Below are 11,672 nucleotides of genomic sequence, written 5' to 3'. Positions count from 1 at the left end.
GAAATACGGGGCTCTGCGCTATCGCGTCGAGCCCCTTTTTCTTGCCCCGAGATTGCCATGACCGTCACTGAACAGCTGAGCGCACTGAGTTCGATTCTGGCTCATGGCGACTTGCACAGCCTGTTTCAACCGATTGTGTCGCTGTCTGAACGACGCATCCTGGGCTACGAAGCCTTGACGCGCGGCCCTTCCAACAGTTCGTTGCACTCCCCCATCAGCTTGTTTGCGGTCGCGCGGCAGGCCGGTCGTTTGAGTGAACTGGAATTGGCCTGTCGCGAATCGGCGTGTCGGCGCTTCAGTCAGCTCAAGCTTGAAGGCAAGTTGTTCCTCAATATATCTCCCGAATCGCTGCTGGAAGCCTCGCACCCGCCGGGCCGCACGCTAGAGCTGCTGGCCAGTCACGGCATCCCGCCCAGCCAGGTGGTCATCGAACTGACCGAGCAGACGCCCACCGACGACTTCGCTCTGCTGTATACCGCGCTGCATCATTACCGCGATATGGGGTTTTCCATCGCGCTGGATGACCTCGGTGCCGGTTATTCGAGCCTGCGCTTGTGGTCGGAGCTGCGCCCCGATTACGTCAAGATCGATCGGCACTTCATCGACGGCATTCACCAGGACGCGGTGAAGCGCGAGTTCGTAGGCTCCATGCTGCAAATGGCCAAGGCCTCACGAGCGCTGGTGATTGCAGAAGGAATCGAGCTGCGCGAAGAACTGGAGGTGCTGATCGATATGGGCATCGATCTGGTTCAGGGCTATTTGCTCTGCCGTCCTCACGAACAGCCTCCCCGCGATGCCCGCGCGATGCTGCCTAAGACCGACGCCAACGCCGCAAACTTGAGCGAGGAAGGCAGTGATCTGGGGGCACTGCTCAACGAGCAACCCGCCGTTTTGCAATCCACGCCCACGGCCAGCGTGCTGGAAGCCTTTCGCAAACAAGCCAACCTGAATTCGCTGGCGGTGCTCGACGAGCAGAATCAACCCGTTGGCATCGTCCATCGGCATTCCCTGTCAGACGTGCTGCTGCAACCCTTCGCCACTGAGATCTACGCGCGCAAACCGATCAGCCGGCTGATGAGCGATGATTTTCTCGCGGTGGAGCTCACGCAATCACTGCAACAGGTCAGTCGCCTGATCACCAGCCGGGCACGGCAGCGGATCGAGGAAGATTTCATCATCATGCAGAACGGCACTTACCTGGGCCTGGGCCGGGTAATAGATGTGCTGAAATTGATCACCGAACTGAAGATTCAACAGGCCCGTCACGCCAACCCGCTCACGTTGTTGCCGGGCAACGTGCCGATCCAGCAATGCCTGACACGGCTATTGCAGCAAGGGCGTGAGTCGATGATCTGCTACGTCGATATCGACAGCTTCAAGCCCTTTAATGACATCTACGGCTACGGGCGTGGCGACGAAGTGTTGTTGTGTCTGGCGCAATGCCTGAACGACCGCATTGACCCCAGCCGCGACTTCGTCGGGCACATCGGCGGGGATGACTTTCTGATGGTGCTGGGCTCGGAAGACTGGCGCAAACGCCTGAACCTGCTGCTGGAAGATTTCCAGAATCAATGCCGTCGTTTCTACCGCGCCGAGCATCTGCAGGCGGGCTGTTTTGTGGCGCTCAACCGGCAGGGCCAACGCCAGGAATTTGCGCTGCTGTCGCTGTCGATTGGGGTGGTGCATCTGCATCCGCAGGCCTGCAAGGTGCTGGACGCTAGCCAATTGGCAGAACTGGCGTCACAGGCCAAACATCACGCTAAGGACGTGCTGGGGGCGAGTATTCATGTGATTGATACAGCTGACGCGGCAATGCCCGTGTAGGAGCGCGCTTGCCCGCGAAAGCTTGTTGTCTATGAAGCATTTGCACACTGGCCCAACGCAATCGCAAGCAAGCCCGCTCCTACAGGATGGCGGGGGTTACTCGTCCTGCGAGTACTCGAACTCAAACACCCGAACCACTTCCGACGCATGCCACGACGCTGCAGCAACGCCGTCGGATGGCCCGGAAAACCGCCCCAGCCGCTCGGCACACTCGAAAAAACCGGTGCGCGGCAGGCGGCTCGCGCCCTGGCTGATAACCAGAGAACTGCGCAGCGGTTGTTCGGATTTGGCGTCCATGGCGGCGAGGTGTTCGAGGGCGGCGGTAAGAGTCAGCATCGCCGGGGTCGGCAATTGCAAGCGCTCTAGCAGCGCACGATAAGTGACCAAATGACGCTGGCGCCGTGCGAGATCCAGTTCAGCCAGCAGCCCTTCCCAGTGCTGACGGCTAATCCTCACGCTCATGACACACCTCGCCAGCCCGGGACACCCAATTCCCACGCCAGGCTGCGGCGAATGGCAGCGTCCGGAATGCGCGTGCCGTTCTCGATCAGCTCAAGGTAGGAGGGGCTGATACCGACAGTGCGAGCCAGTTGCGCAACTTCAAGGCCCTTGGCCTGCCGCAGTGGCCCCAATTGGTCCAGCCCGGGCAAATCCTCTTCGGCGGGTGCAGCACCAGCAGCGGATGGCGTAACAGCCGCGTCTCCTTCAGCGCTCGAAAGGCCGGCAGCCCTAAGTAGCGACTGATACTGCGCCCATGGCAGCACTGCGTATTCTGGCTCTCCATCACGAGATATGACCTGAAGATCCATAAAACCCCCTGTAGGACAGCAACTTATTGCACGTAGGCTTTTTCTTTTCTATGGCCGCATCTTAACAGCGGATGCAAACCATATATTCCTGCTATTTCAATTCTCGTGGGAGCGGACCTGTCCGCGAATGCAATCAGCCAGACACCAGAGATCCGTGCGCCCCGTGGCCCCTTAGCGGACAGGTCCGCTCTCACATGGACGCGTTAATCCCAACACTTCCTCAATCCGTGGATTTTTCCTGCTCCAGCAACTTTGGATTGGCAGGCAAACGCTCAACGACTGCCAATTTCTCCGGGCTTTGCTTGGCGCGCCAGGCCCTGAATGCATCAAGCTCGACATTCAGACTTTTCATGACCCAAGCCAGCACGGCGATATCGTCGAGCATGCCCAGCCCCGGAATCCAGTCCGGAATGGCATCAAGCGGGCTGAGGAAGTACATCAGCCCCGCCACTATCGACAGAATCGCTTTGGGGCTGATCGCGCGGTACTCACCGCGCCAGTACGCCAGACACAATGCTTGCAGCAGTTTGAGGTCATCCTTGAGCTTACCCAACCGATTCGCCTCGCCCGCACCCTTGCGGGCGACAGCAAACAGCAACGTCGGCAAACGGCCCGCTGCCATCAGGCGTCGAGCCATCGGCAGGTAACGGATTAAATTCCAGGGTGCTTTCATGCTCACTCCAGGTGCCTATAAACGAGCTATTGAAAAAAATGCCATGCCGGTATACGGCTGCCATGCACACCAAAATGTTATCCACACAAGTTGTGGATAACCTTGTGAACAGAGGCGTTTTTCCGCGCTGAAACCCCCGTTCTACTGGGCTTTAACTTAGATCGCGCGTTTTTTACTCACATAATTAAACGCAAAAAATCATTGACTTAGGCCTATCCCGAGACTAGCCAGAGCCTGAAACGAGACGATCGTTGGATCGTCGGACAATCCCCGCGCTCCGCACGTCGGTCAACGATATTGGGACTGTGTGCGAAAGGCTGGGTTCGTTCTGTTTATCGCAGATACAAAAATGCCCCGTAAAACGGGGCATCTTGTTCAAGACCTGATCGATGAATCGATTACTTCTTGGCGGCAGGTTTAGCCGGTGCAGTCTCTTCTTGCTCTTCGTCGTCTGTTGCTGCAGCGCCTGCTGCGGCTTCATTGGCGACGGCTGCCGGATCTTTGATCGCCAGCAGTTCCAGATCGAATACCAGCACCGAGTTGGCCGGGATCATCGGGCTTGGGCTCTGAGCGCCGTAAGCCAGATCGCTAGGAATGTAGAGCTTGACCTTCTCGCCTACGTGCATCAGTTGCAGGCCTTCGACCCAACCCGGGATCACGCCGCTTACCGGCAGATCAATCGGGCTGCCGCGCTCTACCGAGCTGTCGAAGACTTTGCCGTCAGTCAGCTTGCCTTCGTAGTGAACGGTCACAACGTCGGTAGGCTTAGGCTGAGGGCCGTCGGCTTTCTTGATGATTTCGTATTGCAGACCGGAAGCAGTGGTAGTGACTTCCTTACGCTTGGCGTTTTCTTCGAGGAACTTCTTGCCGGCGGCTGCCGACTCTTCGCTCATCTTGGCCATGCGCTCTTCAGCACGTTTTTGCAGATCGCCGAACGCTGCTACCAGTTCGTCGTCTTTGAGTTTCTGTTCTTTCTTGCCAACGGCGTCTTCGATACCCAGCGCTACCGCTTTGGAATCCAGATCGTCCATACCTTCCTGAGCCAGGCTTTTGCCCATGTTCAGACCGATACCGTAGGAGGCTTTTTGCGCCGGAGTTTTCAGCTCGACGGTGCTGGCTTGTTTGTCGCAACCTGCGAGTACCAGACCGACCAGGGCTATCGCCGCTGCCAACCGATGCTGTTTCATGCTAATTCCTTGTTCATGCGCCAATAGGGCAAACGAGTAAAGCCGCGAGCTTATCAGGCCGCCGCGATCAATGGCTACCGGCATGAGAGGGAGAAAAGGAAGATAAGTTCAGGTATCCAAAGGTTTTCTTGTTTGATCGAGAAAGTCGTTCAGTCGGGGTTCAGGAGGGAAGCGAAAATCCATGTCGCGGACAGCTTTTTATAGCTCGTTGAACGCAGGACATGCCGCGATGGTTGCCATTTTCCCCATAAAGCGCTTTCGCCAGAGCGATTTGTGACCGCTTCGTCCAGTCCGTTGCACGTACATTGACTCTCCAGAGGCGGTCCCATGGCTGCGACGCAAAGCCCGGGCTCCATTCTTGAAAGCTGCCAACCCACGGGAGTCCCCTTTATGAATGCCATCCGCACCTTCCAATTGACGAGCCTGGCCCTGTTGACCGGTTGCAGCACGCTTGCCTTCGCTGAAGACATTACCTTCGTCTCTCAGGGCGGGGCGTATCAGGAGGCCCAAAGCAAGGCGATCCTGGAACCAGCTGCAAAAAAGCTTGGGCTGACGCTCAAACAGGACAGCTCGCCCAAGGCATACCCGATCATCAAAACTCAGGTGGAAAGCGGCAAAGTCAGCTGGGACGTTGTCGATCTGCCGACCGGCGACTGCATTCGCGGGGAGCAGGAAGGCCTGTTCGAGAAGCTCGAATTGTCGCTGATTCCAAACGCGGCGCAATTACCTGCCGATCTCAAGGACGACTACAGCGTGGGCTACATCAGCTACTCCACCGTGCTGGCGTATCGCACCGATGCCTTCAAGAACAAGCCAGCGCCCAAGACTTGGGCGGACTTCTGGGACACCGACAAATTCCCCGGTCAGCGCGCGCTGCGCAATCTGCCGCGCCCGACCCTTGAAATCGCTTTGATGGCTGATGGCGTGCCAGCCGACAAGCTGTATCCGCTGGATGTAGACCGGGCCTTCAGAAAACTTGAGCAGATCAAACCGCACATCGCGACCTGGTGGACCTCGGGCGGGCAATCGGCGCAGCTGATCAGCGACGGCGAAGTGGACATGATCCAGGCCTGGAACGGACGCATCACGGCAGTGCAGGCAGACGGTGCCCCGGTAGCGTTCGACTATAACCAGGGCGTGCTGGAAACCAATTCGCTCTGCGTGCTCAAAGGCTCGCCCCACAAGGTCGCCGCGATGAAGTTCGTCAACGAAGCCATCGACGCGAAGCTGCAAGCCGCGTTACCGCTGGCCATCGATTATGGCCCGCTTAACCCTGAAGCGTTCAAGACCGGCATCATTCCCCAGGAGCGGGTCTCCAAACTGCCATCAGCGCCGGAGAACATCTCACGCCAGGCCTTGCTGTCAGCCAAATGGTGGGCTTCTCAAGATGGCGTGAAAGCGGAAGAGCGCTGGCTGGCATTCGTGCAGAAAAAATAGGTTCTCAACCCTGTAGGAGCCAACTCGTTTGCGAGCCGAGATAACTCGAAGGTGCAGAAACACCGCCTCGCGAACTGGCTCCCTCCCACAGACGCTGCGCGATAAGCCGGTCAGGTCCGGCCCTGGGGCCCCAACGCAGGACATGCCGTCAGCCGGGCCGATTACGCAATAAACCACTTCCCGGCGGTGCATTTACGACCGCTTCATTTTTCGACATCTCGCTACATTAGGACCCATAGGCCGCCAAAGAGCCGCTTGCCAAGCTCGTTTGCAGAACCTGCCCCATCTTCGGGAGTCCTCACATGACAACACGCACACCACGCGCTTTTCATTTTGCGAGCCTGGGAGTTGGTTTCGGCAAGACCCACGGCGTCATCAGTGGCTGGGCAACTTCCAGCCCGCAGCAGTGACGGGGGCAGAACATGCCCAATGCATACCTGACCAAAGCCCTGCCTGAATCCGGCAACGCCCCGCATCAGTCGCCACTGACCAACAGCCACGCGCTGGCCCGTGAAGAGCGCAAAGAAAACACCTCGATGCTGTTGCTGCTCACCCCGGCGCTGATCATGGTGGTTGTGCTGCTGATCCTTCCGATGTGCTGGCTGGCGTTTCAGTCGGTGCAGACCGAAGAAGGCTTTTCCTTTGCCAACTACACCCGCATCTTTCAGGAACGCATTTATTGGGACACCTTCGTCCTGACCTTCAAGATCAGCTTCATCGTCACGGTGCTGTCGATTTTCATGGGGTTCCCGATTGCCTACGCCGCTTCGCGTCTGCACGGCTTCTGGGCGAACCTGATCCTGATCTGCGTCATCATCCCCTTCTGGACCAGCGTGCTGGTGCGCTCCTACGCCTGGCTGGTGTTGCTGCAACGCCGGGGCCTGGTCAACCAGACGCTGATTGATCTGGGGATCATCGACCAACCGCTAAACCTGATGCACAACACCACCGGCACCGTGATCGGCACCTTGCACGTGATGCTGCCGTTCATGGTGCTGCCGTTGTACTCGGTGATGAAGAAGATTCCGCAGGATTTGATGCAGGCCTCCGAAAGCCTCGGCGCCAAGCCGTTCTATACCTTTCGCCGGGTGTTCCTGCCGATGGCCGCGCCGGGGATCATGGCCGGTTCCATTCTGGTTTTCGTGATCTGCCTGGGCTTTTTCATTACCCCGGAACTGCTGGGAGGCGGACGCACGATCCTGGTGTCGATGCTGGTGCAACGCAACGTTGAGCTGTACCACGCCTGGGGCGCCGCGAGCGCAGTAGGTCTGGTGTTGCTGCTGGTGGTGTTCCTGATTTTCTGGGGCATCAACAAGTTCATCCCTATCGAACGCATCCTGGGAGCACGCTGAATGAAACTGCTTGCCAACCTGCGCCAGGTACGCGTCTCGCACCTGCTGTTCACCCTGGTGGTAGCGGCGATTCTGCTGTACCTGATTTTGCCGGTGCTGATCGTGGTCCCGATGTCATTCTCCGAAGCGCGCTTCCTGCAGTTCCCGCCCAAGGAGTTTTCCTTGCGCTGGTACGAAGCCTTCTTTAACAGCGCCGAATGGATGTCGGCGGCGCGGGTCAGCCTGATCACAGCGTTTGTGACCACACTGGTCAGCCTGCCCATCGGCATGGCGGCGGCCTATGCGATCAACAGCTCCAGCCTGAAGGTCGTGCGCACGCTGCAAATCATTCTGCTGCTGCCAATGATGGTGCCGATAATCCTCATCGCGGCGGGGGTGTTTTTCGTCTACGCCCGTGTCGGCCTGATCAGCACCATGACTGGCCTGATCCTGGCGCACATCATGCTGGCGCTGCCCTACGTGATCATCGCCCTGCTGGCGGGGCTGCGTAACTTTGACATGTCTCAGGAAATGGTCGCGCGCAGCCTGGGCATGAATCGCTTTAGGGCATTCATGGCCGTGACCCTGCCGCAAATCAAGCCAAGCCTGGTGTCGGCAACGTTGTTCGCGTTCATCACCTCGCTGGATGAAACGGTGGTGGCGCTGTTCATTTCCGGTGGCGACAACCAGACCCTGACCAAACGCATGTTCACCGCACTGCGCGACGAAATCGACCCGACGATTGCTGCGATCAGTTCGATCCTGATATTGGCGTCCCTGCTGCTGGTGGTGATCGCCGGGCGTAACAAGCAGGGTTGATCGCTGGAACACGATCTTTGTAGGAGCGCGCTTGCCCGCGAAGGCTTGGGTATTGCCAACACAATCCCGTCGCCTGACAGATTGTTCATGGGCCGGCGCGCTCCTGATCCCTGCACCTGCACCTGCACCTGCACCTGCACGAGCCCAGCACAGCCTGCCGCCATCCGCTGCAATTCAGCATCTATCACCCGTCCAACCGCTCATCTCGGCATCGATGGCAAGGCGCAGGTTTTTACAATTGATCCATCGTCAGAACTCTCAAGGCCCCCTGATCATGTTGAAAACCACACTGCGTGACCCCTCTCTTTTCGTCGAGCGCGCCTATGTCAACGGCGTCTGGATCGACGCCGATGATGGCGCGACCCTGGACGTCACCAATCCGGCAGACGGCAGCGTGATTGCCCGGGTGCCAGCGCTGCAGGCGGCCGAAACACGCCGCGCCATTGCAGCGGCCGAGGCGTGTTTCATCACGTGGCGGGAAGTCCCGGCAGCCGAGCGCGCGCGACTGCTGGAAGTGTGGTTCGGCCTGATTATGGAAAACCAGGAAGACCTGGCGCTGATCATGACCGCCGAACAGGGCAAGCCGCTGAGTGAATCAAGGGGCGAGATTGCCTACGGCGCCAGCTTCGTCAAATGGTTCGCCGAAGAAGCCCGTCGTATCTACGGCGACACCATCCCCTCCCCCGCAGCCGACCGACGCATTCTGGTGCTCAAACAACCGATTGGCGTGGTAGCGGCCATCACACCGTGGAATTTCCCCAACGCCATGATCACCCGCAAATGCGCCCCCGCGCTGGCGGCGGGTTGCCCGGTGTTGGTCAAGCCTTCGGAAATGACCCCGCTGTCAGCCCTGGCCCTGGCCGTGCTCGCGGAACGCGCCGGTATTCCCGCAGGAGTGTTCAACGTCCTCACGGGCCTGCCCGCTGGCGTGGGTGGCGAAATGACCAGCAATCCGGCCGTGCGCAAGCTGTCCTTCACCGGCTCCACCCGCGTCGGCCAACTGCTGATGAGCCAGTGCGCCTCGACCATCAAACGCCTGAGCCTTGAGCTGGGCGGCAACGCCCCATTCATCGTGTTCGACGACGCCGATCTGGACCTGGCGATTGCCGGCGTCATGCAAAGCAAATTTCGCAACGCCGGACAGACCTGCGTGTGCGCCAACCGCATCCTGGTGCAGGACGGTATTTACGAGCGGTTTGCCGAGCGCTTGAGCGCGGCGGTTGCCGGACTGAAGGTCGGGGATGGCCTGCAAGAAGGTGTGACCATCGGCCCCTTGATCAATGCAGCGGCGGTGGACAAAGTCGCGCGACACATCGGCGACGCCCTGGAAAAAGGTGCCAGCGTGGTGATCGGCGGCGCGCCTGAAGGCAACGGTCTATACGTGCAGCCTACGGTGCTGCGCGATGCCAACGCCGACATGCTGCTGGCGAGCGAAGAAACCTTCGGCCCGGTTGCCCCACTGTTCCGGTTCAAGGATGAAGCCCAGGCGCTGGCTCTGGCCAACGCGACGCCCTATGGCTTGGGCGCTTATTACTTCACCCAGGACATGCGCCGCGCCTGGCGTGTCGGCGAGCGTCTGGAGTTCGGCATGGTCGGCCTCAACACCGGCATCATCTCGATGGAAGTGGCGCCGTTCGGCGGCATGAAGCAATCGGGCACTGGCCGCGAAGGCTCAAAATACGGCCTGGACGAATTCCTCGAAATCAAGGCATGGCACATCGGCGGTCTCGGCTAAGAACAGTCCCGACCAAGGAACGCGCAGAGTCTGTGGCACCGCCACCGCCGGGCAGCACATCGTGTTTTCCTGGCGGCCCAAAACGGCACGAACACGGCCATCGGCTGTGTTCAGATGGATGCAGACACTTCGGGCAATCCCCCGTTCTGCAAAGGAGGACGCTTCATGAATTTCACTGAAGGTTTTGAATCAGTCAGCGTCAATCAGGTGTGCAAGCAGTACGGCAGTCTGAACGCCTTGACCAATGTGAGCCTGAAGGTTGAAGCGGGGGAATTCATGTCGCTGCTCGGTCCCTCCGGCTCCGGCAAAACCACGTTATTGAGCATTCTGGGCGGCTTCATCCGGGTCAGTTCGGGAAGCATTTATTTCGGCGAGCGTGACGTCACCCTGATGCCGCCGCACAAGCGTGAAATCGGTGTAGTGTTTCAGAATTACGCGCTGTTCCCGCACATGACGGTCGGTGAAAACGTGGCATTCCCGCTACGCGCTCGCGGAGAAAATGCCGCCAAAAGTCGCGACCGGGTCAAGCAGGCGTTGGCCACCGTTGAACTGACCGGCTACGAGAATCGCTCGATTGCCGCGTTGTCCGGTGGCCAGCGCCAGCGTGTCGCGCTGGCCCGGGCGATTGTCTTCGAACCCAAGCTGATTCTGATGGACGAGCCCTTGTCCGCCCTGGACAAGCAACTGCGTGAAACCATGCAGATCGAGTTGCGCGCGCTGCACAAGCGTCTGGGCGCCACCATGATTTACGTGACCCACGACCAGCGCGAAGCCCTGACCATGAGTGACCGGATTGCGATCATGCGCGGCGGGCAGCTGGTGCAAGTGGACACGCCACGTCGGCTGCACGATCACCCCTCCGATGATTTCGTCGCCAGCTTCATCGGCGAAAGCACACTGGTGCCCTTGCAGCGCAGCGAAAGCGGCCTGACCCTCGGCAGCACCGCGCTGCGCACTACACGTCCGGTGCCGCCGTCGGGCGATGTATTCCTGGCGCTGCAATCAGAGAAATTGCTGATCGATAACGAGACCTCCGGACCTGAATGGAATCGCCTGCGCGGGCGGGTGTCGGACATCGTGTTCCAGGGTGAAAGCCTGAAAGTGTTCGTCGATCTTGAAGGTGGCCCGACCGTCAGCCTGCGCCAGCCCAGCCACCATGAAGGCAACCTGAGCCTGCCACCGATCGGCTCGCCGATGATGATGCGCCTGCACCCGGAAGACACCATCGTCGTGCCGCGAGCCAGTGCTTGATGCGATTGTTGTGATCACTCCCATGCAGCTCAACGATCAACCGGTTTTGTAAGAGATCCCCGTCGTCCAGACACTGCGCTTACGCGCCTCAAACTCGGATATCTCTGGCGCTGGTGATTCTGGCCGCAGGCCGTAGGAGCCTGAGCGGATATCTTCGGCGCTGATGATTCTGGCCGGAGGCCGTAGGAGCCTGACTTGTCGGCGATCTGCCGGGAACCGGCAGTAACAACTGTGTACGCGGTGTGTCTGCCATGCCGAGGGGTCAGGTTTGGGGTCGCTGCGCAACCCATCGTCGGCAAGCCGGACGCCTACGCCCTGCGGGCAGAAGCAACTTGGCGGAGAAACGCGGATATCTCTGGCGCTGGTGATTCTGGCCGCAGGCCGTAGGAGCCTGACTTGTCGGCGATCTGCCGGGAACCGGCAGCAAATTCTGAGCACGCGGTGTGTCTGGCATACAGAGGGGTCAGGTTTTGGGGCCGCTGCGCACCCCATCGTCGGCAAGCCGGACGCCTACGCCCTGCGGGCAAAAGCAGATTGGCGGAGAAACTCGGATATCTCTGGCGCTGGTGATTCTGGCCGGAGGCCGTAGGAGCCTGACTTGTCGGC

The 11,672-nt window shown here is 59.3% G+C and carries 10 protein-coding genes; 6 read left to right on the top strand and 4 right to left on the bottom strand.

All coding sequences use genetic code 11. The annotated features are described in order from the left end of the window. Positions 1–57 precede the first annotated feature (57 nt). Complete coding sequence (locus tag ACWKV9_RS22995) at positions 58–1,824, top strand: bifunctional diguanylate cyclase/phosphodiesterase (RefSeq protein ID WP_483838404.1); 1,767 nt, start codon at positions 58–60, stop codon at positions 1,822–1,824. A 96-nt stretch (positions 1,825–1,920) separates the two neighbouring features. On the opposite strand, the gene ACWKV9_RS22990 is transcribed toward ACWKV9_RS22995, so the two are convergent. The 4 genes from ACWKV9_RS22990 to bamJ all read right to left on the bottom strand — a co-directional run bounded on the left by ACWKV9_RS22990 (position 1,921) and on the right by bamJ (position 4,493). Further along, the gene (locus ACWKV9_RS22990) at positions 1,921–2,286 is read right to left on the bottom strand and encodes a hypothetical protein (RefSeq protein ID WP_483838403.1); all 366 of its coding nucleotides are present in this window, start codon (positions 2,284–2,286) and stop codon (positions 1,921–1,923) included. Next, positions 2,283–2,633 (bottom strand): helix-turn-helix domain-containing protein, encoded by a 351-nt coding sequence (locus tag ACWKV9_RS22985; RefSeq protein ID WP_483838402.1) that lies wholly within the window; start codon positions 2,631–2,633, stop codon positions 2,283–2,285. The genes ACWKV9_RS22990 and ACWKV9_RS22985 overlap by 4 nt, the downstream gene beginning before the upstream one ends. Before the next feature lie 220 nt (positions 2,634–2,853). After that, the gene (locus ACWKV9_RS22980) at positions 2,854–3,306 is read right to left on the bottom strand and encodes a YkvA family protein (protein ID WP_483838401.1); all 453 of its coding nucleotides are present in this window, start codon (positions 3,304–3,306) and stop codon (positions 2,854–2,856) included. A gap of 398 nt (positions 3,307–3,704) precedes the next feature. Continuing rightward, entirely contained in the window at positions 3,705–4,493 is a 789-nt protein-coding gene (bamJ, locus tag ACWKV9_RS22975; RefSeq protein ID WP_483838400.1) for a BamJ family beta-barrel-assembly machinery protein, read from the bottom strand. Between the two features lie 390 nt (positions 4,494–4,883). Here bamJ and ACWKV9_RS22970 point away from each other — a divergent pair, with 390 nt between their 5' ends. From ACWKV9_RS22970 to ACWKV9_RS22950, 5 genes are all read left to right on the top strand, one after another. Next, on the top strand, positions 4,884–5,930 hold the full coding sequence (locus tag ACWKV9_RS22970; protein WP_483838399.1) for an ABC transporter substrate-binding protein: 1,047 nt from the start codon (positions 4,884–4,886) through the stop codon (positions 5,928–5,930). 422 nt (positions 5,931–6,352) lie between these two features. After that, entirely contained in the window at positions 6,353–7,282 is a 930-nt protein-coding gene (locus ACWKV9_RS22965) for an ABC transporter permease (RefSeq protein ID WP_483838398.1), read from the top strand. Then, positions 7,283–8,080, top strand: a complete 798-nt coding sequence (locus ACWKV9_RS22960) for an ABC transporter permease (protein ID WP_483838397.1) — start codon at positions 7,283–7,285, stop codon at positions 8,078–8,080. Between the two features lie 274 nt (positions 8,081–8,354). Continuing rightward, positions 8,355–9,815, top strand: a complete 1,461-nt coding sequence (locus ACWKV9_RS22955; protein WP_483838396.1) for an NAD-dependent succinate-semialdehyde dehydrogenase — start codon at positions 8,355–8,357, stop codon at positions 9,813–9,815. A 165-nt stretch (positions 9,816–9,980) separates the two neighbouring features. Next, positions 9,981–11,066, top strand: coding sequence for an ABC transporter ATP-binding protein (locus tag ACWKV9_RS22950; RefSeq protein WP_483838395.1), 1,086 nt, complete (start codon positions 9,981–9,983; stop codon positions 11,064–11,066). Positions 11,067–11,672 lie beyond the last annotated feature (606 nt).

Source organism: Pseudomonas corni (assembly GCF_057128765.1).
This window is presented reverse-complemented; position numbering and strand designations above follow the sequence as displayed.

Bases quoted from the DNA above. Each gene is read 5' to 3' on its own strand.
- ACWKV9_RS22995 (WP_483838404.1), top strand. From the start codon at position 58: ATGACCGTCACTGAACAGCTGAGCGCACTGAGTTCGATTCTGGCTCAT.
- ACWKV9_RS22990 (WP_483838403.1), bottom strand. From the start codon at position 2,286: ATGAGCGTGAGGATTAGCCGTCAGCACTGGGAAGGGCTGCTGGCTGAA.
- ACWKV9_RS22985 (WP_483838402.1), bottom strand. From the start codon at position 2,633: ATGGATCTTCAGGTCATATCTCGTGATGGAGAGCCAGAATACGCAGTG.
- ACWKV9_RS22980 (WP_483838401.1), bottom strand. From the start codon at position 3,306: ATGAAAGCACCCTGGAATTTAATCCGTTACCTGCCGATGGCTCGACGC.
- bamJ (WP_483838400.1), bottom strand. From the start codon at position 4,493: ATGAAACAGCATCGGTTGGCAGCGGCGATAGCCCTGGTCGGTCTGGTA.
- ACWKV9_RS22970 (WP_483838399.1), top strand. From the start codon at position 4,884: ATGAATGCCATCCGCACCTTCCAATTGACGAGCCTGGCCCTGTTGACC.
- ACWKV9_RS22965 (WP_483838398.1), top strand. From the start codon at position 6,353: ATGCCCAATGCATACCTGACCAAAGCCCTGCCTGAATCCGGCAACGCC.
- ACWKV9_RS22960 (WP_483838397.1), top strand. From the start codon at position 7,283: ATGAAACTGCTTGCCAACCTGCGCCAGGTACGCGTCTCGCACCTGCTG.
- ACWKV9_RS22955 (WP_483838396.1), top strand. From the start codon at position 8,355: ATGTTGAAAACCACACTGCGTGACCCCTCTCTTTTCGTCGAGCGCGCC.
- ACWKV9_RS22950 (WP_483838395.1), top strand. From the start codon at position 9,981: ATGAATTTCACTGAAGGTTTTGAATCAGTCAGCGTCAATCAGGTGTGC.